The following is a 23021-nucleotide window of genomic DNA, read 5'->3' on the forward strand; positions in this document are numbered from 1 at the left end:
AGTCCGTGGAACGCGTCGCGTCGGGGTGTCAGGACGCGACCGGAAGCACCGGCACGCCTTCGTCGTCGAGGATCTTGCGGATGCGCGGTGCCGCCTTGACGAGCGCCGCATTGATCTCGTCCAGCAAGGCCTGGTCGCCCTTGCGGACGGCCACGGACTGGTCGAACTGGAACGGGATCGGCGCGCCCTGACCGGTCTCGTCGGGCGGCACGAGCTTCATCTGCAGCGGCGTGGTGGATCCCTTCACGTAGCGCGCGACCTCGGGGCCGAATGCGATGGCCGCCTCGGCGTTTCCTTGCGCGACTTCGTTGACCATGCGTGCGGGATCGACGCGGATGTACTGGTTGCGACGCGACTTGAAGTCGACCAGCGAGTAGACGTAGTTCGAGTTGTCCTCGTACTTGCCGATCTTCTTGAGCATCGCCTCGCCCGACGACGCGAAGCCCGTCGCGATCTGCTTCATCGCGGCGAGTCGCGCATCGTTCCACGCGGTCAGGTCGAGACCGCGGTCGGAGCGCGTGACGAACACGTAGCCCGAACGGTAGTACGGCCGCGACGTGAGCACGCGCTCGTCGCCGCTGTCCAGGCCCATGACGACGTCGCACTCGTTCTTGTCGAGCTGGTCGCGAACGAGGTAGATCGCCGCACGCGGCGACCACACGAACGTGGCCTTGCGGCCCATCGCTTCGGCGATCGCCTCGGCGATGCGGTTCTCGAAGCCGCTGCCGTCCTTGTACGAGTACGGCGCCTCGATTTCCGATGCGCAGATGCGCAGCGACTTGTCCGTCTGCGCGGCGGCGAACGGGGCGAACAGCGCGGCGGCCGCGAGCGCGACGCGGCGCAGCGTGGTGGAAAGGTGTCGAACGGTCATCGTGGTGTCCATGGCAGGGCGTGGAGAACGCGGGGCGCCACGCGGCGCCCCGCGCGTGGCATCACTTGCTCGCGTACTCGCCGATCTTCAGGTCGTCGTACGGACCCTTGCCGTCGAGCGAGAACACCATGACGCCGCCGCCCATCTGCGTGTAGTTGGCGAGCTTCTTGAACGCGCCGACCGCACCGAGGCCCGCGGTGGGATCCTCGAGATCCTGCACGAGGCCGATGCCCGGCCAGCCGCCGACGCCGTAGAAGATCGCGACGTACTGCGTGCCCTTGTGCGTGTAGGTCATCGGATGGCCGATCACGCCGGACGGCAGCTTGAACTTCCAGAGCAGGTCACCCGTGTCGGCGTTGCGCGCCTTGATGAAGCCGTCGAGCGTGCCGTAGAACACGAGGTTGCCGGCCGTGGCGAGCGTGCCGCCCCACACCGCGAAGCGCTCCATGTGCTCCCACTTGTACTCGCCGGTGATCGAGTTGTAGGCCTTGATCTGGCCGAGGCCCTCGTAGTTCTGGCGATCGCCCTTCGGGCCCGGGTACATGTTGAGCGTGGCGCCGACGAAGAACTGGCCCGCGCGGTACGGCAGCATGAACGGTTCCCAGTCCATGCAGATGTGGTTGATGCCGAGGAAGAACAGCTGCTTGTTCGGGTCGTACGAGTCGTGGCCCTGGTTGTGGTAACCCATCGCCGACGGGCAGATGTCGCGACCGTTGTGGTCCATCTTCGTGGCGAACTCGGGATCACGCACGGGCAGGCCCGTCTTGAGGTCGACGTGCTTGACCCAGTTGACCGTGTCGTCGAGCTTGTCGGCCGAGACGAGGTCGCCGTTCTCGCGGTCGAGCGTGTAGATGATGCCGTTGCGGTCCGGATGCGTGAGCAGCTTGCGCTTCTTGCCGGCCTTGTCGGTCTGCTCCGACAGCATCATCACGTTCACGCCGGCGTAGTCCCACTCGTCGTGCGGCGTCTTCTGGTAGCCGAACTTGGCCATGCCGTCGTCGACATTGCGGCCCCAGATGGTCATCGTCCACTTGTTGTCGCCGGGACGCATCGTCTCGTTCCACGGCGCGGGATTGCCGCTGCCGAAGTAGATGAGGTTGGTCGCCGGATCGAATGCATACCAGCCCCAGTTGGTGCCGCCGCCGATCTTCCAGGCCTCGCCTTCCCAGGTCTTGAGGCCGAGGCCGAACTGGCCGTAGTGCGGATTGGCCTTGTTGAAATCCTTGGCGAGACGCAGGTCGTCGTCGCTGCCGGTCGCGAACGCGCGCCACTTCTGCTCGCCGGTCTTGACGTCGTAGGCGGTCAGGTAGCCGCGCACGCCGAGCTCGGCGCCCGACGAACCGACGATGACGAGATCCTTCACGACGTACGGCGCGATCGTGAGCGTCGAGCCGACGCGGATGTCGGAGTTCTCGAGCTTCCAGTACACCGCGCCGGTCTCGGCGTTGAGCGCGACGATATGGCCGTCGAGCTGGGTCTTGAAGACCAGCGCCGGCACCTTGCCGTCACCGGGCCAGTAGGCGAGGCCGCGGTTGACGACGTCGCAGCACGCGACTGCGCGCGCAGCAGCGTTCTGCTTGGGCTTGTCCTGCCAGAGGATGCGCGTCGGGTTGTCGAGGTCGAGCGCGAACGTCGAGTTCGGGAACGGCGAATGGATGTACATCTTGCCGTTGACGACGATCGGCGTGCCTTCGTGGCCGTTGAGCACGCCGGTCGAGAACGTCCACGCGGGACGCAGCTGCTTGACGTTCTTGTCGTTGATCTGGGTGGCTTTGCTGAAGTTGTTCGCGTTGTAGTTCTTGCCGGTCATCACCCAGTTCTCTTCGCTCTGCGAGAGCTGGACCAGCTTGTCGTTCGCGATCGCGAGCGACGCCATCACGGACGTCGCGAGGACCGATGCGCCAAGGACGATTCGCCTCATTGCCCCTTCTCCTGTTTCCCGGTTGTTGTTGCCGTGCTGCACAAGCACCGTGCGTTGCGAGCTGCCGTGCAAGGACGGTTCGAGCCTTGCCACTGCGACCAACAGGAAGAGCAGGAAGCGGGCCAGCACGCGATGCGCGACGCGATCGCGAACGTGCTTCGTGAACGCACAACACTTCGTCGGACGACGCGGGAAAAATTCCTGCATGGGCGTCGCTGTTGCGCGTCGTGCAGGCACGACGCTTTCGCGTGACACGAATGCTCCAGAAGCGAAACAGGCGGAGCAGCGCGAGCGACGTCTGCATGCGCTTGCAAGCGTCGCGGATGAACGCCTGCACACCGCGATGACGGACGAAGGCGCGCCTTCACGATGCGTCGCAGAAGGAACTCTTCCCGATATGCACGAAGTCTCCTTCCCGATCTCGCGCGATCACGCGCGGCCCCGGACACGTCCCCGCGCGTCGCGCCTGTCGTCGCACCTGTCAGCGAACGCGCACGCGCGCGAGGCCCGTGCGACGCGGCGGCTCGCGCGTCGCCACCCCGCCATGCCCGGTGCGACATCGCGCCGGGTGCGGCGCGATGACCATGCCAGCGCTGGAGCACCTGCCCCGGGACAACTGTCGCGGAACGGTTACGGTGTCGTCGCCGATGTTGCAACGCACACGCCGGAATCTTCCCTATCCCATTGACAGGAAAGGCCTTTGAGGTGTCCACCGCAGTTGGCACGGCCAGTGCTAAATACTGTGCGCTGCCGGCGCCGTTCCGGGCCTGCAACCGTACACATCACCATCTGGAGCACGAAAACGCATGAAGACCAGAGCTGCAGTCGCCTGGGAAGCCGGCAAGCCGTTGTCGATCGAGGAAGTCGACCTCGCGGGACCGAAGGCCGGCGAAGTCCTCGTCCGCATCGTCGCCACGGGCGTCTGCCACACCGACGCGTTCACGCTGTCGGGTTCCGATCCGGAAGGCCTGTTCCCGGCGATCCTCGGCCACGAAGGCGGCGGCATCGTCGAGGAAATCGGTCCCGGCGTGACGAGCGTCAAGCCCGGCGACCATGTGATCCCGCTGTACACGCCCGAATGCGGCGCGTGCAAGTTCTGCCTCTCGGGCAAGACCAACCTGTGCCAGGCGATCCGCGTCACCCAGGGCAAGGGCCTCATGCCGGACGGCACGTCGCGCTTCTCGCTCAACGGCAAGCCGATCCTGCACTACATGGGCTGCAGCACGTTCTCCGAGTACACGGTGCTGCCCGAGATCGCGCTGGCCAAGGTCAACCCCGCGGCGCCGCTCGACAAGGTCTGCCTGCTCGGCTGCGGCGTCACCACGGGCATCGGCGCGGTGCTCAACACGGCCAAGGTCACGCCGGGCTCGACCGTCGCCGTGTTCGGACTCGGCGGCATCGGCATGTCGGTGATCCAGGGCGCGGTCATGGCCAAGGCCAGCCGCATCCTCGCCGTCGACATGAACCCCGACAAGTTCGAGATGGCGAAGATGCTCGGCGCCACCGACTTCATCAATCCGAAGGATTATCCGGACACGCCGATCCAGCAGGTCATCGTCGACCTCACCGACGGCGGCGTCGACTACTCGTTCGAGTGCATCGGCAACGTCAAGGTCATGCGCTCGGCGCTCGAGTGCTGCCACAAGGGCTGGGGCGAGTCGATCATCATCGGCGTCGCCGGCGCGGGCCAGGAGATCTCGACGCGCCCGTTCCAGCTCGTCACCGGCCGCGTCTGGCGCGGCTCGGCGTTCGGCGGCGTCAAGGGCCGCTCGCAGCTGCCGGGCTACGTCGACCGCTACATGGCCGGCGAATTCAAGATCGACGAGTTCGTCACCGAAGTCCTTCCTCTCGAGCAGATCAACCACGCCTTCGACCTCATGCACGAGGGCAAGGTGATCCGCTCCGTCATCAAGTTCTGAGCGTTTCCGGCCGGCCTCGCGACGGCATCACATCGGCCGTCGCGCGTCGCGGCATGGCGACTGTTTTCCACCTGCAATCCGAAGGAGATTCCCCATGGCAAATCCCGTCATTTCCGGCGACGGCGTCGTCTCCCACGTCTTCATGGGCGCGGCGGACGTGGCCAAGTCCGCGGCGTTCTACGACGCGGCGCTCGGTGCCCTCGGCATCAAGAACCTCGGCCCGTTCGGCAACGGCTGGATCCTCTACGGCCGCGACAAGCCGGCCTTCATCATCGCCAAGCCGGGCAACGGCGAAGCGCCGTCGAGCAATGGCGTGACGATCGGCTTCGCCGCGTCGAGCACGGCCGAAGTCGATGCGTTCCACGCTGCGGGCCTCGCCGCCGGCGGCACCGATGAAGGCAAGCCGGGCCCGCGCGGCCACCTGCCGGGCGCCTACGCGGCGTACCTGCGTGACCCGTCCGGCAACAAGGTCTGCACGTACACGTTCGTCTGATGCAACGCCAGCCCGCGCGCGCCGGGAGACTTCCGGGCATGCGCGGGCCATGATCGCGACGCAAGACCCGTCCCGCACCCGCGGGACGGGTTTTCTCGGCAATGCCGCCGGGAAGATCTCCTTCACACGCCTGGACGGGGCATGATCCCGTACACGTGCGTCCACCTCGTTCCGGACTGTGCACGCCACTCGACCCATCGCCCGTGATGATCGACGCCTGACCCGAGCACAGCACGAAACGGAAACCACCCGGGAATTTTTCCCGACGCATCGCAGCACGCACGCCCCCGGCTTTCGTCCGGTTGTGGCATGCCGCGTCGATTCGCACAATCGCGCTCCCTCCGACCGTTCTCCCGGGAGCCGCGCATGTCCGCCATGAAGATCGCGATCGCCGACGACCACGCCGTCGTGCGTGCCGGCTACCGCCGCCTGCTCGAGCTCGAGGACGGCCTCGAAGTCGTCGCCGAGTTCGGCGACGGGGACAGCGCGAGCCAATGGCTGGCCGCGCATCATGCCGACATGCTGATCCTCGACCTGTCGATGCCGGGCCGCGGCGGCATGGAGACGCTGCAGCGCCTGCACGCGCGTTCGCCGGAGCTGCACATCCTCGTCTTCACGATGCACGAGAGCCCCGCGCTCGCCGCGCAGGCGATGCGCCTCGGCGCGCGCGGCTACCTCACCAAGAGCAGCCCGCCCGAAGCGCTCGTCGACGCCGTGCGCAGCATCGCCGCGGGCGAGCGCCCGGTGTCCGAGGACCTCGAGGAGGGCATGAAGCAGAAGGTGCGCCGCACGCCGCTGCCGCACCTGTCGCTGTCACCGCGCGAGCTCGACATCTTCCTCATGCTCGCGCAGGGCGCGAGCGTCGAGGCGATCGCCGAACAGCGCCGCATGAGTTTCAAGACCGCTGCCAACTACCAGACCGCGATCCGCAAGAAGACCGGCCTCGGCAGCGCCCTCGACATGAACCGTTACGCGGTGGCCCATGGCCTCTTGCAGACGACGAGCGACGGACGCACGAACTGACCCCGTCCCCTCATCCCGCCACCCCGCCGGACCGCGCGAAGCGCGCGACGAGGCGGAGGCCGGGACGCCCGCCGTCGTCGCGTGCCGCCTCGATCGCGATCTCGCCCTGGTGCGCCCACGCGCGCTCGCTGATGCCGGCCAGACCGTTGCCGCGATGCATCGCGCGCGTCGCCGAATCGAGCCCGACACCGTCATCCTCGACGCTCCACGCGACCGTGCCGTCGGCCTCGACGGCGATGCTCACGTCGATGCGCGTCGCCGCGGCGTGGCGCATCGCATTGGTCAGCGCTTCCTGGGTCATGCGGTAGAGCGCGAGCGCGAAATCGTCGTCGAACGTGTCGAGCGCGGCATCGAGGTGCAGCTCGACGCGCGCGCCCTCGCCCGGGCGCTCGTTCCAGCTGCGCGCGAGATCCTCGAGCAGGCGACGCAGCGGCACGGCCTCGCCCTCGACACGCGGATCCTGCGGACGCAGCTCGCGCAGCAGGTCGCGCACGTCCTCGTGGACGCGCCGGCAGTGGTCGGCGAAGCCGCGCACGACGGCCTGCACGTCGGGACGCTCGCCCACCTGCTGGGCGAGCCACGCCGCGTCGGCGCGCATCGCCGTGAGCACCTGGCCGAACTCGTCGTGCAGCTCACGCGCAATGCGCGCACGCTCGTCCTCCTGCAGCGTGAGCAGCTTGAGGCTCAGCGTGCGGCGCACGTTCTGCGCCTCGTCGAGCGCACCGGCCATGTGGTTGAGCGACTGGCCGACCGCATCGAGCTCACGCATCGACAGGGCCGGCACGCGCCACGCGTAGTCGGCGCGCTGATAGTGCCCGATCGCGACATGGATCGGCTGCAGCGGCGCGAGCGCACGACGCAATGCCCAGTAGATCGCCGCGAGCGTGAGCACGCCGTAGCCGAACAGCATGACCAGCAGGCTCGCGGTGTCCTCGAAGGCCTCGTCCTGTTCGCTGACCGGATTGAGCATGAAGGTCGCGACGAAGCGCACGCCTTCGTCGCGGCGGATCACCCACGTCGTCGCCTGACCTTCGCCCGGCTCGGTCGGAAGCATCGCGACGAAGGCACGCTCGACGAGCGACAGCGGCTCCGGTGGCGCCGGCGAGACGACCTCGCGGCCGGCGACGTCGGCGACGCGCAGCTGCAGATGCCGCATGCGCCCCGAGCCCGCGATCTCGCGCAACGCGGCGAGGTGGCCGTCGAGCGTGTCGATGTCGTCCTCCTGCAGCGCGCTGAGCAGTTCGAACGCACGCACGACCTCGGCCGCGCCGCGCCCCTCGTGCTCGACGTCGAACTGCGCACGCCACATCGCGAATACGAACGCACCGAGGAACATCGCCGCGGAGACCGCGGCGATCCGACCCATTAGAAACCGTGACATGTCCATCGGAGTTTTCGCACGTCCACCGAGCAGGAAGTTTTCCCGATCCACCACGCGCCGCCACGACAACGGTTCGCGATGCACCCCATCGACGACCGGACAACCAAGGGAGAAGGGTCCATGACAGTCCGCAGCACCGCGTTCCGCCATCGCCGCAAGCCCGCTTCGATCAGGCCTTCGGCATTCGTCCTGGCGACATTCTGCATGATGGAGATGCCCGCCTCACGCGCCGAGACCGAGCGCCGCGAGGAGGAGGATGCGGTCACGCTGCCGCTGATCGACGTGCGCGAGATCCTGCCGCACCAGCCCGAGGACGCACCCGGTGCGACCGGCATCCTCACCGCCGACGAGATCGACAAGCTGCTGCCGTACACCGTGCACGACGCGCTCGATTTCATCCCCGGCGTGCACACGCAGGACGACGACGTGTTCGCGCGGCGCTCGGGCATCGGCATCCGCGGTGCACCGTCGCGGCGCTCGCGCAAAGTGCTCATGCTCGAGGACGGCACGCCGATCAACGCCTCGACCTACCTCGACTCGAGCACCCACTACACGCCGCCGATGGAACGCCTCGAGCGCATCGACGTGCTCAAGGGCAACGGCCAGATCCTGCACGGGCCGCTCAACAACCACGGCATCGTCAACTTCCGCAACACGGCACCGACCGCGATACCCGAGACGACCGCCGAGTTCGCGTTCGGCAACCACGCGACCTCGAAGCAGCACGTCATGCATCGCCGCACCGACGGCGACCTCGGCAGCGTGCTCTCGTACACGCACCTGAAGGGTGACGGCGTGTTCGACGTCGAGGACACCGAGTACCACGACGTCTACGCGGGCTTCGACTACCGCCTCGACGAGCGCCAGGACCTGCACGTCTCGCTGACCTACCTGCGCGAGCGTTCGCACTACGACGAGAGCAATCTCACGCCGCAGGAGTACGCGGTCGATCCGTTTCGCAAGCGTGGCCGCTTCGGCCAGGAGTACGACACGATCGCGGTGAACTACGCCAAGCTCGATCTCGTCCACAACATCGACCTCTCGTCGCAGTGGCGCTCGTCGACGAAGTTCTTCGCCACCGACCTCGATCGTCCGCGCTTCACGGTCGATCCCGGCGAATACCTCGTCGGTGCGCTGCCCGACCTCGTGCTCGACGACGGCGACGGCGCGTTCGTGCCGGGAGCGGACGGCAACGGTCAGATGATCAGCCGCGACCGCCACTACCGCACGTTCGGCCTCGAGAACCGCATGGAAGTCGGCGGCATCACGACCGGTGCGGTCGCCCATACGCTGCAATGGGGTGCGCGCGTCGAGCGCCACCTGTTCATGGACAAGCGCACCGAGGGCGAGGTCGGCGAGATCCTCTCCGAAAGCAACCGCGGCGAGACCACGCGAAAGGAACCGTACCAGTCCTCGGCGGTGTCGCTGTTCGTGCAGGACGTCATGCGGTTCGGCGACTGGACCTTCACGCCGGGCCTGCGCGCCGAGCGCTACACGCAGCGCCGCCAGCGCACGTTCCCGACGCGCGAGGCGCGCGAGGAGTACGAGAAGACGATCGCGCTCCCCGGCGTCAGCCTGCTCTACGACGGCTGGCGCGACACGCATGTGTTCGCGAGCGTGCAGCGCGGCTACACGCCGGCGACCGCGCGCGGCAGCGACTTCCCGCTCGTGCCCGAGATCGGCGTCAACAGCCAGATCGGCCTGCGCTCGAACGTCGGCGCCAGTCTCGCCGTCGAGGCCGCGGTGTTCCACAACAAGCTGCGCGACACGCTCGTGCAGTTGCCTTTCATCGACCCGGCCAGCGGCGAGGATCTCTTCATCAACGCGGCCGATTCCAAGGCGACGGGCATCGACCTCGGCGTGCGCCTGGATTCGGCGGCGTTCACGGGATCGGCGCTCAACGTCTACGGCCTGCTCGCCTACAGCTACACCGACGCGGTGTTCACGCAGGGCGCGAGCAAGGGCAACCGCGTGCCCGAGGTGCCGATGCATTCGGGCAGCCTCACGCTCGGCCTCGAGCACGACAAGGGCTGGCACGTCAGCGCGACGGTCACGCGCCAGGGCGAGTTCTTCACCGATCCCGCCAACACGCGCGATCCGATCCTCGCCAACGAGGACGGCGAGCCGCTCGGCCCCGAGGACGTGATCGACCTGCGCGAACCGATCGTGCTCGGCCTCGTGCCGGGCCGCACGCTGCTGTCGGCGCGCGCGAGCTGGGCGATTCCGAACACGAAGGCGACGCTGTGGGTGCAAGGCCGCAACCTCACCGACAAGCGCTACATCTCCGACTACGCCAACGGCCTGCGCCCCGGCGCGGAACGCACGGTGATCGGCGGCGTGACGCTGCGTTTCCAGTAATCCGTTCCACGCCGCGGCGGGCGACCGCCGCGGCGACACCGCATCACGACAAGGGATCGCACCGCTCCGGTGACGACCCGCCAATGAAGAAGGGAGAGCAGCATGTCCACCCGCCACACCCCGATCCGTTCCATCACGACACGCCCGCGTCCGCGCGCGATCACGCTCGCCGTGCTCGGCGCGCTCGCCGCGTCGGCCGTCGCGCAGGCACAACCCGCGCTGCCGTCCGATGGCGACGAGCTGCCCGCCGTCACGGTCATCGGCATCACGCCACTGCCCGGTGCCGCACTCGACAAGGACCAGATCGCCGCGCCCGTGCAGATCGCCACCGGCGAGGAGATCGCGCGCAGCAACGCGATCGACCTCACCGCCTACATGAACCGCACGCTCGGCAGCGTCTACGTCAACGACATCCAGAACAACCCGCTGCAGCCCGACATCAACTATCGCGGCTACACGGCCTCGCCGCTGCTCGGCACGCCGCAAGGCCTGTCCGTCTACCTCGACGGCGTGCGCCTCAACCAGCCGTTCGGCGACGTGGTCAGCTGGGACCTGATCCCGCGTGCGGCGATCACCTCGATGGCGCTGATGCCCGGATCGAACCCGCTGTTCGGGCTCAACACGCTCGGTGGCGCCTTGTCGATCCGTACCAAGGACGGTTTCAGTGCCCCGGGTGCCGCGATCCAGCTCGGCTACGGCTCCGATTCGCGTCACGCCGGCGAGTTCGAGATCGGTGGCCATGCCGACAGTGGCGTGCACGGGTACCTCACCGGCAACCAGCTCAAGGACGACGGCTGGCGCGACGATTCGCCGACCGACGCCAAGCAGCTGTTCGGCAAGATCGGCTGGCGCAACGACAGCACCGACATCTCGCTGACCGGCGCCTGGGCCGACACCGACCTCACCGGCAACGGCCTGCAGGAACAGCGCTTTCTCGAGCGCGACTACGCAAGCGTCTACACCAAGCCCGACAACACGACCAACCGTTCGGACTTCCTCAACCTCGCCGCGACGCACCGCTTCAACGACACGCTCTCATTCTCGGGCAACGCCTGGTGGCGCCGCATCGAGACGACCACCTACAACGGCGACATCAACGAGGAAGCGCTCGAGGAGAACGTCTACCAGCCCAGCGCGGCCGAACGCGAAGCGCTCGCCGCCGCCGGCTACACGGGTTTCCCGGTCAGCGGCGAGACCGCCGCGAACACGCCGTTCCCGTACTGGCGCTGCATCGCCAACGTGCTGCTCAACGACGAGCCGAACGAGAAGTGCAACGGCCTCATCAACCGCACCGCGACGAACCAGATCGATCGCGGCGTGTCGGGCCAGTTCACGCTCGACGGCAGCTTCGGCGATCGTCGCAACGTGCTCGTGTTCGGCGCGTCCGCCAATGCGAGTCATTCTCGTTTCAAGCAGACCTCGCAGTTCGGCTACCTGTCGCCCGATCGCGGCGTGGTCGGCGTGGACGGGCCCGGCGCGTTCGCCGACGGCACGCAGGATTCCGAGAACGCGTTCGACGCGCGTGTCGATCTCGGCGGCCGCACGCGTACATGGAGCATGTTCGCGAGCGACACGATCGAACTCGCACCGGCGCTCGCGCTGACCGTGTCGGGGCGCTACGACCGCACACGCGTGAAGAACCGCGACGCGATCACGCCGGGTGGCGAACCCGGCTCGCTCGACGGCGACCACACGTTCGACCGCTTCAATCCGGCCGTCGGCCTCACGTTCGCGCCGTCGGAGGCGTGGAGCGCCTATGTCGGCTACAACGAGGGCAGCCGCGCGCCGTCGGCGATCGAACTCGGCTGCGCCGATCCCGAAAACCCGTGTCGCCTGCCGAACTCGATGGCCGGCGACCCGCCGCTCGAGCAGGTCGTGACCAAGACGATCGAGGCCGGCATGCGCGGCGACGCGGGCGGCTTCGCGTGGAACGCGGGCGTATTCCGCGCCGACAACCACGACGACATCATGTTCGTGTCCGACGAGCAGGCCGGCTTCGGCTACTTCCGCAACTTCGGCGAGACGCGCCGCCAGGGCGTCGAGCTCGGTGCCTCGACCCAACTCGGTGCATTCCGCCTCGGCGCAAACTACACGTTCCTCGACGCGACCTACCGCAGCGAAGAGGAAGTGAACGGCGAAGGCAACAGCTCCAACGAGGAAGGCAACGGCTTCGAAGGCGCGATCGAGATCGAACCCGGCGATCGCATCCCGCTCGTGCCACGCCACCTGTTCAAGGCCTCGGTGCAGTGGGACGTGACCGAGCGCTTCACGCTCGATGCCGACATGATCGCGCTCTCGGGCGTGTACGCGCGCGGCAACGAGAACAACCAGCACGAACCCGACGGCCTCTACTACCTCGGCAAGGGCAAGACCGGCGGCTACGCGGTGACCAACCTCGGCGCGAGCTTCCGCCCGACGCCGTCGCTGACCGTGTTCGCACAGGTCAACAACGTGTTCGACCGCCAGTACTACACCGCGGCGCAACTGGCCGCGACCGGCTTCACCGACGACGGCAGCTTCATCGCACGCCCGTTCTCGGGACCGGTGGTCGACGGCGAACGCCCGCTGCGCCACGCGACGTTCTACGCACCGGGCGCACCGCGTGCGTTCTGGGTAGGCGTGCGTTACGCGTTCTACTGAGCACCACGGCCCGCCTCCGTGAGGGGGCGGGCTTTTGGCAACACGCCACGACGACCACCGCATGGATTCACCACACGGGTATCGCGTAGGGCGGAACCGCCGCAGGCGATTCCGCCATGCACGGTAACGGCGTCGCATGCCATGGCGTCACGAACCTCCGGGATGAATGGCATCTTTCGCGAGAGGCTTGCGTGAAGCACCGACGCGTGGATCTTCGCGAGCGGCTCTCGACTCGTGCGGGCTTATCGTTCTCCACGGCGGAATCCGCTGCGCGGGTTCCGCCCTACCCGTGCACTCGACACGTAGGGCGGAACCGCCGCAGGCGATTCCGCCGTGCACGGTGACGCCGTCACACGCCATGGCATCACGAACTTCCCTGGGCATGACGTTTCTCGCGGGGGATTTGCGTGAAGCACCGACGCGTGGACCTTCGCGAGCGGCTCTCGACTCGTGCGGGCTTGTCGTTCTCCACGGCGGAATCCGCTGCGCGGGTTCCGCCCTACCCGTGCACTCGACACGCAGGGCGGAACCGCTGCAGGCGATTCCGCCGTGCACGGTGACATCCGCCGCATGCCGTGGCTCCGCGAAGGTGTGCGGGGCATGACGTTTTTCCGAAAGGTTTGATGATGCGCGGAAGCACGCCTTCACCATCGGCGCGTGACTCATTGCGCATGAGCGTTACCTCACGCGCCGCGGTGCTTGCCCTTCCACGGCGCGTAGAACGCGCGGATGCGCGCGACGTCGGCGTCGACGTCGGCCGTGGTCTCGAACACCGGACCGAAGCCGATCGTGCGTTCGGGGTAGTGGAAGTACACCGCCATGACCGGCACGCCGGCCGCGCGCGCGATGTGCCAGAAGCCGGTCTTCCACTTGTCGACGCGGCGGCGCGTGCCCTCGGGCGCGATCGCGAGCCACAGCTGCGGCTGCTCGGCGAAGCGCGCGACCATCTGGTCGACGAGGCCGTGCGTCGCGCTGCGCTCGATCGGGATGCCGCCGAGCCGGCGCAGCAGCCAGCCGAGCGGCCCGACGAACAGCTCGCGCTTGGCCATGAACGACACGCGTGCACCGATCGCGACCTTGACCAGCAGTCCCCACACGCCGTCCCACCACGACGAGTGCGGCGCACCGACGAGGACGAGCCTGGATAGATCGGGGTACTCGCCGACGAAGCGCCAGCCGCAGCGCTCGAGCACCCATCGCGCAAGACGTCGCCACGCATTCTGCGGGTACTGCGGCATCGACGGCGGCAGCGGACGGTGCAGCAGGTCGTCGCTCAATCGCCACCCCAGTCGCGCGAGCCGCGGCCCTGCTTGATCGTCGCGCGTTTCTTCTTGCCGGTGATGCGCCGCTCCTGCGAGGCACGCGAAGGTTTCGTCGCGACACGCTTCTTCGGCACGACGAGCGCGGCACGGATCACCTCGGCGAGGCGCGCCTGCGCGTCGTCGCGGTTCTTGGCCTGGTCGCGGAAGCGGCTCGCCTGGATCACGAGCACGCCTTCGTCGGTGAGGCGACGGTCGCGACGCGCGAGCAGGCGCTCGCGCAAGGCCTCGGGCAGCGACGGCGAGCGCGCGACGTCGAAGCGCAGTTCCACCGCGCTGGCGACCTTGTTGACGTTCTGTCCGCCGGGCCCCGACGCACGCACGAAGCGTTCGACGAGTTCGTCGTCGGGGATCGACAGCTGGGCATTGATCTCGAGCATGCGCGGATTCTAGCGGTGCGGCGTGTCGACTCCACGCTGCCGTGCGGCATGGCGAGCCGATCAGCGGCGAGAACGCCGGCATCCGGTGCGGGAGCGGCCAGGCCGACTCAGGCCGCGGCGGTCTCCGCCGCGGCACCTTCGCCACTGCGCGGCGCGCCCTCGAGCGTCCACTCGAATCGCTGCAGCAGGCCTGCGAACTCGGCATCGAGCGGCGCCGACACCTCGACGCGCTCACCCGTCACCGGATGGGCGAACGCGAGTCGCCACGCGTGCAGCAGCAGACGGTGCACGCCGTAGTACTGCTTGTAGAGGCGGTTGTGCTCGGTGCGACCGTGGCTGGTGTCGCCGACCAGCGGATGCCGCGCGTGGGCGAAGTGACGGCGGATCTGCCGGTAGCGCCCGGTCTCGGGCGACACCTCGACGAGCGCGTAGCGCTGCTGCGGGTAGCGGTTGATCGCGATCGGCACCTCGATCGTGTGCAGGCGTCGCCAGCGTGTCAGCGCGGGCTTGCGCTCGCCGTCCTCGCGCACGCCGGGCAGCGGGTAGTCGATCTCGCCGGTCTCGTCCGGCCAGCCGCGGCAGACCGCGAGGTAGGTCTTCTCGACGTCGCGCGCCATGAACTGGCGCCCGAGCACGCCGGCGACCTCGGCATTGCGGCCGATCAGCACGACGCCGCTCGTGGCGCGGTCGAGGCGATGGATCAGGTGCAGCGCGCCGGGCACCTGCTCGCGCACCACGTCGATGAGGTAGGCGTCGTCGCAGGCGACCATGCGGCTGCGGTGCACGGGCATGCCGGCGGGCTTGTCGACGACGACGAGATGGTCGTCCTGGAACAGGATCATCGGAGGTTTCCGTGTCAGCGCGTGCGCGCGGCGGCGACGAACGCGACGAAGGCGATGCCGGCCGCGGCGAGTGCGGCGACGGACGCACCACCCCAGCGCGGGAGCTGCGTGTCGAACACCTGCAGCAGCGCCGCGGCGATCGCCGCGGCCGCGCCAAGCACGAGCCAGGTCGCGAGGCGCTGGCTGGTGCGCGAGCGCGCCTCGAGCCGCGCGAGGTCGTCGGAACGGATGCGCAGTTCACCACGCCCGGTGGTCTGCTGCTCGAGCCAGTCGTGCACGAGCTGCGGCATGTCGGGCGCGACCGCGAGCCACTCCGGCAGGCGTCGACGCAGTTTCTTCAGCATCGCCTTCGGGCCGCGACGCGCCCACCAGATCTTCTCGAGCACGGGGCGTGCGGTCGCCCAGATGTCGATGCGCGGGTGCAGCAGGCGGCCGACGCCCTCGATGTTGAGCAGGGTCTTCTGCAGCAGGATCAGCTGCGGCTGCAGCGTGAGCTGGTAGCGGCGCGCGGTCTGGAACAGCTTGACCACGACCTCGGCCAGCGAGATCTCGCTGAGCGGCCGCGTGAAATACGGCTCGCACACGGCGCGCACGGCCGACTCGAGCTCGTCGGTGCGCACGTTGGCCGGCATCCAGCCCGCGCGCAGGTGCAGCTCGGCGATGCGCTTGTAGTCCTGGTGGAACAGCGCGAGGAAGTTCTCGGCGAGCCAGAACTGATCCTGCTCCGAGAGCGAGCCCATGATGCCGAAGTCGAGCGCGATGAAACGCGGGTTCTCGCGGCGTGTGGCATCCACCCAGATGTTGCCGGCGTGCGCGTCGGCGTGGAAGAAGTTGTCGCGAAACACCTGCGTGTAGAACAGCTGCACGCCCTTCTCGGCGAGGCGCACGCGGTCGATGCCGGCCGCGTCGAGCGCGGCGAGGTCGTCGACCGGGATGCCGTGCACGCGCTCGAGCGTGAGCACCTCGGCGGTCGTGTGCGACCAGTGCACCTCGGGCACGTAGAGATCGTCGGAGCCGAGGAAATTGCGCCGCAGCAGGCTCGCATTGGCGCCCTCGCGCTGCAGGTCGAGCTCGTTGAACAGCGTACCCTCGACCTCGGCGACGACGTCGAGCGGGCGGATCTTGTCGGCGTTCGGATGCACGCGCGCGGCGAGTTCGCCGAGCGCGCGCAGCAGGCCGACGTCGCGCGCGATGCGCGCACGGATGTCGGGACGCAGCACCTTGACCACGACCTCGCGGCCGTCCGGCAGCGTCGCTGCATGCACCTGCGCGATCGAGGCCGAGGCGAGCGGCTCGTCGTCGAAACGCGCGTAGCGCTGCTCGACCGGCGCGCCGAGCGCGCGCTCGACGGCGGCACGCGCGAGCGCGCCAGGGAACGGCGCGACACGGTCCTGCAGGCGCGTCAGCTCGTCGGCGATGTCGGGCGGCAGCAGGTCGCGCCGCGTCGACAGGATCTGTCCGAACTTCACGAAAATCGGGCCGAGCTCGGTCAGTGCGAGTACGAGGCGTGCGCCGCGTGGCAGCGCCGCGACCTCGCGCGTCGGACCCGGCAGCACGAGGCGTGCCCAGCGCAGCGCGCGCACGCGGCGCGCATCGTCGAGGACGTCGTCGAGGCGGTAGCGCACCGCGACCGCGAGGATGCGCACGAGGCGCGGCAGCACGCGCAACGCGATCATCGGCGGGCCTGCAGGCGGCGCACGCGCGCCTCGAGGCGATCGCCACGCTCGCGCACGGCATCGACGTCGTCGAGGAACGCGTCCATCTCGCCGCGCGCGACGAGGTCGCGGCTCTCCTCGACGAGGTAGTCCGCGCCGTCGCGCACGAGGCCGACGACGCCGTCGCGCACGAAGGCGAGACCGCGCCGCACGCCGCGTGCGACCTGCACGCCGGCGACGTCGCCGAACACGCGCGCGAACGCTTCGTCGACATCGGGCTCGAAGCGTATCGCGAGGCGCTCGAGACGGCGCGCGAGGTCGGCATCACCGGCGATCTCGATGCGACCCGGCAGCACCGCGTCGGCGTCGCCGCGCAGGCGCGCCACGGCCATGCCGAGCAGGCTTCCCGGCGTCGCCTCGACACGCAGGTCGCTCGCGCCGCCGAACGCGGGTCCGACGCGCAGGCGCGTACCGTCGACGGCCAGGCGCATCGCCAGCGGCGTGCCGCGGAACGTGATCGCGACGGCACGGCCGTCGAGCGCGCCGAGGGCCTGGCGCGTGTCGGGATCGAGCGCGAGCGCGCGCTCGAGCACGGCTTCGAGGGCACGGCCGAGCACGGCCAGCACGGGGTTCGGCGCGCGCGGCGCGGCGGAGTCGTCGGTCATCCGCGCATTCTAGCGTGGCGCGTGGTCAGCGCCGCCGCATCGCGTAGGCCTTCTCGACACGAACGATGCGCACGTCGTAGTGCTCGTACCAGCGCGCGCGGCCGATGCGCCGGGCCTCGAGGTGCTCGGCGTCGCGCTTCCACGCGGCGATCGCGCCGAGGTCGGGATCTGGGGTCAGGTTCATTTTCCGCTGCGTCGCCTCGAGACTCCCGACGTCTTCCCAGGAAAATGAACCTGACCCCAGATCCTCGACCCCGGATCCTCGCGCGGAGGAGTCGTCGGTCATCCGCGCATTCTGGCGTGGCGCGTGGTCAGCGCCGCCGCATCGCATAGGCCTTCTCGACGCGGGCGATGCGCACGTCGTAGTGCTCGTACCAGCGCGCGCGACCGATGCGCTGCGCCTCGAGGTGCTCGGCGTCGCGCTTCCACGCGGCGATCGCGGCGAGATCGGTCCAGTACGAGAGCGTGATGCCGAGGCCGTCGGCGCCGCGTGCACTCTCGATGCCGAGGAAACCGGGCTGGCGCGACGCGAGCTCGAGCATGCGCTCGGCCATGTCGCCATAGCCGTCGTCGATCTCGGTCCGCCGTGACGTGAACAGGACCGCGTAATACGGCGGCTCGGGCGTGCTGGCGATCGACGGCGTGGCCATCCGGAACTCCCGCGTGTCGGCGTGGCGGCGGCGTGGCGTGCCGCGGGACGCGTATTGGAACAGGAGTGCCGTGCCGCGGTCACGCCCCGCGCGCCATCGTGAAGGTTCATCCCGCCGTTTCGCGTAATCTCCCCGATGCTTCCGGGGAGACCACCATGCGCCACCTGATCCTGCTCGCCACCGGCGTGCTCGCTGCGACGCCGTGCCTGGCCGACAACACGTTCGTCGTCAACACGACCAGTGATGTGGGCGGAGGCAGCCTGCGCGTCGCGATCCAGCAGATGCAGCCCAACAACGGCATCCAGACGATCCGCTTCGAGCTGCCGGCGAATGCGCAGATCACGCTGACGTCGGCGCTGCCGCCGCTGGTCGGCCAGACCATCGTGATCGACGGCTCACCCAGTCCGGGGCTGCGCATCGAGGGCGCGGGCTGGTCGATGCTGCGTTTCGCGAGCGGCAATTCGGGCCAGAGCGTGCGCCTGCAGAGCCTCAACCTGCGCGGCGGCTCGAACGCGGACGGTGGCGGCTGCGTCGACCTCACCACGCAGGGCTACCTGCAGGTGATCGACTCGACGTTCGACAGCTGCTTCAACTCCGGCCCGCCCGCGACCGGCGCAGGCGGCGGCGCGATCCGCACCAATGGCACGCTGCGCCTGACACGCTCGCGCTTCACGAACAACGCCTCGTCGGATGGCGGCAGCATCGGCCTCGTCAACGCGGGAGGCGCCGTACGCGTCGCCGGCCCGCTGGCGAACTCGGTCCTCATCGAGCGCACGCAGTTCATCGGCAATCGCACGCACGCGACCCAGAACGGTACGGCCTGCAACGGCGGACAGGGCGGCGCGCTGTCGTTGAGCCTTCCCGCTAGCGCGAGCGCGGCGATCCTCGACACGCAGTTCATCGACAACGCGACGCTGTGTCCCGCCACGGGATCGCGCCAGGCCGGTACCGGTGGCGCCGTCGTCGTCTATGGCGAAGGCCTCGGCAGCAACGTCTCGTTCGAACGCGTGACGTTCCGCGGCAACGAGGCGCGCACGGCGGGATCGATCTCGGTCGAGAGCGCCCGCCTCAACGTCGTCAACGGCACGTTCTTCGAGAACACGGGACTCGCCACGGCCGACCTCTACCTGCTCACGCGCACCGGACGCCCGCCCACCACGTTGTACCTGCGCAACAGCACGTTCGCGCGCGGCACGAGCACGTTCGCGAGCAACGGCGCCTACCTGCACCTGCAGAACGGTGCCACCGCGACCGAGGTGCGCAACACCGTGTTCGCCAGGCCGCTCGCGGGCCCGGCCTGCAGCCCATCGACGATCAACGTGCAGAGCGGCGACATCGCCTTCACGGGCGAGAACTCGTGCTACTTCTTCCGCCCCGACAACTCGACGTTCACGAGCTACTTCCCGAACGCGCCGTTCAACACGTTCGGCCTCGACGCGATGACGCAGAGCTGGGGATCGGTGCCCACGCTGCACCCGGCCGCCGACAGCGTGCTGATCGACAACGGCACCAACACGGGCTGCCCGACACTGGACGCACGCGGCCTGCCGCGCCCGATCAACGGCGGCCAGGCCACCTCGTGCGACGTCGGCGCGGTCGAGGTCAACCGGGACCGGATCTTCGGAACGGGATTCGATCCCTGATCGCGGCGCCGCCGATCAGCGACCCTGCAGGCGCTCGCGCGTGAGCTGGGTGAGCAGGCGCGTCATGCCCTCGGCGAGGCTGACCTTCGGGGCGTAGCCGAGGTCGCGCCGGGCCGCGGCGAGGTTGAACCAGCTCGCCTGGCCGAACAGTTCCAGCGTGCCGGCGTTGAGCAGCGGCGACGGTACCTCGTCGCCCTGAGCACGCGCGCCGCTCGCGAAGGTTCGCGCCGCGATCGCCGACAGGCGTCGCGTCTCGGGCGGGAAGCCGCCGGCGCGCAGCAGCGCATTGAAGAAGGCCTCGATCGTGATCGGCTCGCCCTGACCGATGAAATAGGGCTTGCCGGCGATCGGTGAACCGATCTCGAGGCGCTCGAGCGCGAGCGCATGCGCCTCGGCGGCATTGTCGACATGGCAGGTGTCGATGCGCTTCTCGGGCTCGCCGAACAGACGGAAGCGCCCGCGCTTGGCGAGATCGAACAAGGCCGGCAGGCGATGCGGCTCGCCGTGTCCCCACAGCACATGCGGACGCAACACGACCGTCGCGATGCGCTCGCCGTTCGCGGCGACCACGCGCTGCTCGGCGAGCGCCTTGGTGTGCGGCAGAGGGGTCGCCCAGCGTGCGGGATACGGCAGCGACTCGTCGGCGTTCTCGAGATCGCGTCCGCCGAGCACGACGCTCGCGCACGAGGTGAGCACGAGTCGTGGCACGCCGGCGAGTTCGCAGGCACCGAGCACGCAGTCGGTCGAGCGCACGTTGGCCTCGTGCATGGCCTCGATGCCGGCGAGCGGATCGACGCAACCGGCCGCATGCACGACCGCGTCGCAACCCTCGGCGGCGTTGCAGACGTCGTCGAACGCGGTGGCACTGCCGGTGCGTGGCTCGATGCCGGCCGCGGCGAGTTCGGGGCCGATGCGGCGCACGAGCGCGCGTACCTTGTGGCCGCGTGCGGCGAGCACGCCCGCGAGGGCACGCCCGAGGAATCCGGTGGCTCCGGTCAGAAGGATCTGCATCCGCCGCGTGTCGCCTTGACGTGTCTCCCGTCGCGTCGCGACGGCCCCTGTGACGGATAGTGCAGGAAACCGCCCCCCGATTTCGAGGCCGGCTCGACGATCCGCTTAACGATCCGCTCAGTGCCCGCGTTCCAGAATCGGCTGTCGCTCACCCCGGGGACCCGCCATGATCCGATTCGCCCTCGCCTTGCTCGGCTTCGTGGCGCTGCACGCACACGCCCAGCAGGACATCAACGGCAGCACGCCTTCCGGCGCCTACTGGCGCATCGCGGTGCCGGCCGGCTGGCAACCGGGTGGCCCTCTCGTGCTGTACCAGCATGGCTTCACGTTCTCGCAACCGGAACCCAACCCGGGACTCGGCGTGCTGCGCGACGTGATGCTGTCGCAGGGCTATGCCGTCGCGGCGACGAGCTACCGCCAGCGTGGCTGGGCCGTGTTCACGGCCGTCGAGGACAACCGCGAGCTCGTCGAGATCTTCCGCGAGCGCATCGGCGAGCCCGGCGAAGTGATTCCGTGGGGCGGTTCGCTCGGAGGCCTCGTCGCGCTGCGCATCGCCGAGTCGTCGGGCTTCCCGCCGATCCACGGCGTCTATGCGGCCTGCCCTGCCGCGGCCGGCTCGCGCCTGTGGGACCACGCGATCGACCTGCGCCTCGCCTACGACGTGGTCTGTGCCGGCGCAGGCAGCCTGCCGACCGGCGCCGAACCGACACCGTGGGCCTTCAACCTCGGCGACATCCCGACCAACCTCGACGATTTCGAGGACCAGCTCTCGCTGCTGCCGACCCTGCTGCCGCTCAACCAGTGCACGGGCGTGAACCTGCCCGACTCGCTGCGCACGAGCGACAAGCGCCGTCGCCTGGCCGAACTCATGGCCGTGGCGGGCACCACGGACGAGGATTTCTTCGTCACCCAGTTCGCCTACGCGACCTATGCGATGAGCGACCTCGTGCGCGCGCCCGACAAGCTCGCCGGGCGCAACCCGTTCACGACGACCGGCGTGGTCTATCCGCAACCGGCCATCGAGGCCGGCATCGCGCGCATCACGGCCGATCCGTTCGCTGCGCAACAGCTTCGCGAGGCTTCCGACGTGCGCGGCGCGACCGGTACCGCGAAGATCATGTCGATGCACACCTCGCGCGACGAACTCGTCGTGCCGTCCAATCAGGACGTGCTGCGCCAGCGCATCCCGTCCGGCAGGCTCGTCAGTGCGATCGTCGCCGAGGCCGAGCCGAGCCATTGCGGCTTCTCGCTCGCCGAGGGCCTCGCCGGCTGGATGACGCTGCGCGACTGGATGCAGAACGATGGTCCCGCGCCGGCCGTGGCCGACCTGCAGGCCTCGTGCGAGTCGCTCGTCGCGCAGGGTGCCGACGGCGATTGCCGCTTCGATGCGAATGCCGTCGTGCCACCGCTCGACAGCGTCTATCCCGTGCGCCCGTCGGCCGGTGCGATCGACGCGCGCTACAGCGGTCAGTGGTACGACCCGTCGCGCAGCGGCGAAGGCATCTCGCTCGAGGTGCTGCCCGACGGCCGTGCGCTCGTCTACTTCTTCACGTACCCACCCGAAGGCGTGACCGGCACGCAGGCCTGGATGATCGGCAGCGGCCCGATCGACGGCAACGCGATCGCGATCCCCGACATGCGTCGCCCGCAGATGCGCTTCGACGCGACGACCTTCACCGACGTGCTCGACCAGCCGCTGTGGGGCGCACTCCGGATCACGTTCGACGACTGCGGCAGCGGCCGCATGCGTTGGGAAGGCCCGCAAGGCTGGGGCTCACGCGAGGTCGCGCTGCGCCGCCTCACCGCGCTCGACGGCCTCGCCTGCGACGACGTCGGCGAAGCGCCCGCACAGCCGAGCGGCGCGTGGTCGGACCGACGCTTCAACGGCAACGGCTTCCTGATCGAGCGCCTCGACGACACACGTACGGCGACGCTGTGGTTCAGCCCGGGCAGCCTGGCCGGCGGACAGACGTGGATGACCGGCGTGCTCGAGGGCGACCTGACGACGGGCGTCACCGCGCAGACGCTGTACCGCCCGAGTGGTCCGCGTTTCGGCGATGCGTTCGATCCGTCGCAGTTCCAGAGCGTGCCGGCGATGCAGCTCGACTTGCGGCTCGGCTGCGGTACGGCCGGCGCGGGCCAGTACACGACGACACCCGTGCTGCCGGGCTCGGGCACACCGCTCGACCTCAATCGCATCACGCGCCCGGCCGGCGTCGGCGACTGCACCGACTGAGGACGGGGACGCGG

The 23021-nt window shown here is 69.0% G+C and carries 19 protein-coding genes; 8 read left to right on the forward strand and 11 right to left on the reverse strand.

What is annotated here, in order from left to right; translation table 11 throughout:
- Positions 1 to 28: 28 nt before the first annotated feature.
- Positions 29 to 871 carry a methanol oxidation system protein MoxJ gene (gene moxJ, locus ACQQ2N_RS03885; RefSeq protein WP_440224365.1) on the reverse strand — a complete coding sequence of 281 codons (843 nt, stop codon included), beginning with the start codon at positions 869 to 871 and terminating at the stop codon, positions 29 to 31.
- A 61-nt stretch (positions 872 to 932) separates the two neighbouring features.
- Positions 933 to 2792: a methanol/ethanol family PQQ-dependent dehydrogenase gene (locus tag ACQQ2N_RS03890; RefSeq protein WP_440224366.1), complete on the reverse strand. Its 1860-nt coding sequence runs from the start codon at positions 2790 to 2792 to the stop codon at positions 933 to 935.
- Positions 2793 to 2952: 160 nt separating this feature from the next.
- Between ACQQ2N_RS03890 and ACQQ2N_RS03895 the strand changes: the two genes are divergently transcribed.
- The 4 genes from ACQQ2N_RS03895 (at position 2953) to ACQQ2N_RS03910 (ending at position 6227) form a co-directional block, all read left to right on the forward strand.
- On the forward strand, positions 2953 to 3480 hold the full coding sequence (locus ACQQ2N_RS03895; RefSeq protein WP_440224367.1) for a hypothetical protein: 528 nt from the start codon (positions 2953 to 2955) through the stop codon (positions 3478 to 3480).
- A 118-nt stretch (positions 3481 to 3598) separates the two neighbouring features.
- A complete protein-coding gene (locus ACQQ2N_RS03900; RefSeq protein ID WP_440224368.1) occupies positions 3599 to 4711 on the forward strand; it encodes an S-(hydroxymethyl)glutathione dehydrogenase/class III alcohol dehydrogenase in 1113 nt (370 codons plus the stop codon).
- Positions 4712 to 4805: 94 nt separating this feature from the next.
- Positions 4806 to 5204 carry a VOC family protein gene (locus ACQQ2N_RS03905; protein WP_440224369.1) on the forward strand — a complete coding sequence of 133 codons (399 nt, stop codon included), beginning with the start codon at positions 4806 to 4808 and terminating at the stop codon, positions 5202 to 5204.
- Positions 5205 to 5570: 366 nt separating this feature from the next.
- Positions 5571 to 6227 (forward strand): response regulator, encoded by a 657-nt coding sequence (locus tag ACQQ2N_RS03910; protein ID WP_440224370.1) that lies wholly within the window; start codon positions 5571 to 5573, stop codon positions 6225 to 6227.
- Positions 6228 to 6237: 10 nt separating this feature from the next.
- On the opposite strand, the gene ACQQ2N_RS03915 is transcribed toward ACQQ2N_RS03910, so the two are convergent.
- On the reverse strand, positions 6238 to 7593 hold the full coding sequence (locus ACQQ2N_RS03915; protein WP_440224371.1) for a sensor histidine kinase: 1356 nt from the start codon (positions 7591 to 7593) through the stop codon (positions 6238 to 6240).
- Between the two features lie 135 nt (positions 7594 to 7728).
- Between ACQQ2N_RS03915 and ACQQ2N_RS03920 the strand changes: the two genes are divergently transcribed.
- Together ACQQ2N_RS03920 and ACQQ2N_RS03925 are read left to right on the forward strand one after the other, a co-directional pair.
- Positions 7729 to 9966 carry a TonB-dependent receptor family protein gene (locus ACQQ2N_RS03920; RefSeq protein ID WP_440224372.1) on the forward strand — a complete coding sequence of 746 codons (2238 nt, stop codon included), beginning with the start codon at positions 7729 to 7731 and terminating at the stop codon, positions 9964 to 9966.
- Positions 9967 to 10068: 102 nt separating this feature from the next.
- Positions 10069 to 12606 carry a TonB-dependent receptor gene (locus tag ACQQ2N_RS03925; RefSeq protein ID WP_440224373.1) on the forward strand — a complete coding sequence of 846 codons (2538 nt, stop codon included), beginning with the start codon at positions 10069 to 10071 and terminating at the stop codon, positions 12604 to 12606.
- 683 nt (positions 12607 to 13289) lie between these two features.
- Here ACQQ2N_RS03925 and ACQQ2N_RS03930 read toward each other — a convergent pair.
- The 7 genes from ACQQ2N_RS03930 to ACQQ2N_RS03960 form a co-directional block, all read right to left on the reverse strand.
- Entirely contained in the window at positions 13290 to 13883 is a 594-nt protein-coding gene (locus tag ACQQ2N_RS03930) for a lysophospholipid acyltransferase family protein (RefSeq protein ID WP_440224374.1), read from the reverse strand.
- Positions 13880 to 14305 (reverse strand): alternative ribosome rescue aminoacyl-tRNA hydrolase ArfB, encoded by a 426-nt coding sequence (gene arfB, locus ACQQ2N_RS03935; RefSeq protein WP_440224375.1) that lies wholly within the window; start codon positions 14303 to 14305, stop codon positions 13880 to 13882. The genes ACQQ2N_RS03930 and arfB overlap by 4 nt, the downstream gene beginning before the upstream one ends.
- Positions 14306 to 14412: 107 nt before the next feature.
- Entirely contained in the window at positions 14413 to 15147 is a 735-nt protein-coding gene (locus tag ACQQ2N_RS03940; protein WP_440224376.1) for a pseudouridine synthase, read from the reverse strand.
- A gap of 14 nt (positions 15148 to 15161) precedes the next feature.
- Positions 15162 to 16823 carry a ubiquinone biosynthesis regulatory protein kinase UbiB gene (gene ubiB, locus ACQQ2N_RS03945; protein WP_440224377.1) on the reverse strand — a complete coding sequence of 554 codons (1662 nt, stop codon included), beginning with the start codon at positions 16821 to 16823 and terminating at the stop codon, positions 15162 to 15164.
- Entirely contained in the window at positions 16820 to 17467 is a 648-nt protein-coding gene (locus tag ACQQ2N_RS03950) for a ubiquinone biosynthesis accessory factor UbiJ (RefSeq protein ID WP_440224378.1), read from the reverse strand. The genes ubiB and ACQQ2N_RS03950 overlap by 4 nt, the downstream gene beginning before the upstream one ends.
- 25 nt (positions 17468 to 17492) lie before the next feature.
- Positions 17493 to 17651, reverse strand: a complete 159-nt coding sequence (locus ACQQ2N_RS03955) for a hypothetical protein (protein ID WP_440224379.1) — start codon at positions 17649 to 17651, stop codon at positions 17493 to 17495.
- 127 nt (positions 17652 to 17778) lie between these two features.
- Positions 17779 to 18117 carry an antibiotic biosynthesis monooxygenase family protein gene (locus tag ACQQ2N_RS03960; protein ID WP_440224380.1) on the reverse strand — a complete coding sequence of 113 codons (339 nt, stop codon included), beginning with the start codon at positions 18115 to 18117 and terminating at the stop codon, positions 17779 to 17781.
- A gap of 155 nt (positions 18118 to 18272) precedes the next feature.
- Between ACQQ2N_RS03960 and ACQQ2N_RS03965 the strand changes: the two genes are divergently transcribed.
- Positions 18273 to 19760 carry a choice-of-anchor Q domain-containing protein gene (locus tag ACQQ2N_RS03965; RefSeq protein ID WP_440224381.1) on the forward strand — a complete coding sequence of 496 codons (1488 nt, stop codon included), beginning with the start codon at positions 18273 to 18275 and terminating at the stop codon, positions 19758 to 19760.
- 15 nt (positions 19761 to 19775) lie between these two features.
- Here the strand turns inward: ACQQ2N_RS03965 and ACQQ2N_RS03970 are convergent, their stop codons facing one another.
- Positions 19776 to 20771: an NAD-dependent epimerase/dehydratase family protein gene (locus ACQQ2N_RS03970; protein WP_440224382.1), complete on the reverse strand. Its 996-nt coding sequence runs from the start codon at positions 20769 to 20771 to the stop codon at positions 19776 to 19778.
- Between the two features lie 166 nt (positions 20772 to 20937).
- Between ACQQ2N_RS03970 and ACQQ2N_RS03975 the strand changes: the two genes are divergently transcribed.
- Entirely contained in the window at positions 20938 to 23007 is a 2070-nt protein-coding gene (locus tag ACQQ2N_RS03975; RefSeq protein ID WP_440224383.1) for an alpha/beta hydrolase family protein, read from the forward strand.
- Positions 23008 to 23021: the final 14 nt, after the last annotated feature.

The organism is Dokdonella aquatica, assembly GCF_051987395.1.
Lineage (GTDB): Bacteria > Pseudomonadota > Gammaproteobacteria > Xanthomonadales > Rhodanobacteraceae > Dokdonella.

Excerpts from the sequence above, each read along its gene's own strand:
- moxJ (WP_440224365.1), bottom strand. The coding sequence starts at position 871 with ATGACCGTTCGACACCTTTCCACCACGCTGCGCCGCGTCGCGCTCGCG.
- ACQQ2N_RS03890 (WP_440224366.1), bottom strand. The coding sequence starts at position 2,792 with ATGAGGCGAATCGTCCTTGGCGCATCGGTCCTCGCGACGTCCGTGATG.
- ACQQ2N_RS03900 (WP_440224368.1), top strand. The coding sequence starts at position 3,599 with ATGAAGACCAGAGCTGCAGTCGCCTGGGAAGCCGGCAAGCCGTTGTCG.
- ACQQ2N_RS03905 (WP_440224369.1), top strand. The coding sequence starts at position 4,806 with ATGGCAAATCCCGTCATTTCCGGCGACGGCGTCGTCTCCCACGTCTTC.
- ACQQ2N_RS03910 (WP_440224370.1), top strand. The coding sequence starts at position 5,571 with ATGTCCGCCATGAAGATCGCGATCGCCGACGACCACGCCGTCGTGCGT.
- ACQQ2N_RS03915 (WP_440224371.1), bottom strand. The coding sequence starts at position 7,593 with ATGGGTCGGATCGCCGCGGTCTCCGCGGCGATGTTCCTCGGTGCGTTC.
- ACQQ2N_RS03920 (WP_440224372.1), top strand. The coding sequence starts at position 7,729 with ATGACAGTCCGCAGCACCGCGTTCCGCCATCGCCGCAAGCCCGCTTCG.
- ACQQ2N_RS03925 (WP_440224373.1), top strand. The coding sequence starts at position 10,069 with ATGTCCACCCGCCACACCCCGATCCGTTCCATCACGACACGCCCGCGT.
- arfB (WP_440224375.1), bottom strand. The coding sequence starts at position 14,305 with ATGCTCGAGATCAATGCCCAGCTGTCGATCCCCGACGACGAACTCGTC.
- ACQQ2N_RS03940 (WP_440224376.1), bottom strand. The coding sequence starts at position 15,147 with ATGATCCTGTTCCAGGACGACCATCTCGTCGTCGTCGACAAGCCCGCC.
- ubiB (WP_440224377.1), bottom strand. The coding sequence starts at position 16,823 with ATGATCGCGTTGCGCGTGCTGCCGCGCCTCGTGCGCATCCTCGCGGTC.
- ACQQ2N_RS03950 (WP_440224378.1), bottom strand. The coding sequence starts at position 17,467 with ATGACCGACGACTCCGCCGCGCCGCGCGCGCCGAACCCCGTGCTGGCC.
- ACQQ2N_RS03955 (WP_440224379.1), bottom strand. The coding sequence starts at position 17,651 with ATGAACCTGACCCCAGATCCCGACCTCGGCGCGATCGCCGCGTGGAAG.
- ACQQ2N_RS03960 (WP_440224380.1), bottom strand. The coding sequence starts at position 18,117 with ATGGCCACGCCGTCGATCGCCAGCACGCCCGAGCCGCCGTATTACGCG.
- ACQQ2N_RS03965 (WP_440224381.1), top strand. The coding sequence starts at position 18,273 with ATGCGCCACCTGATCCTGCTCGCCACCGGCGTGCTCGCTGCGACGCCG.
- ACQQ2N_RS03970 (WP_440224382.1), bottom strand. The coding sequence starts at position 20,771 with ATGCAGATCCTTCTGACCGGAGCCACCGGATTCCTCGGGCGTGCCCTC.
- ACQQ2N_RS03975 (WP_440224383.1), top strand. The coding sequence starts at position 20,938 with ATGATCCGATTCGCCCTCGCCTTGCTCGGCTTCGTGGCGCTGCACGCA.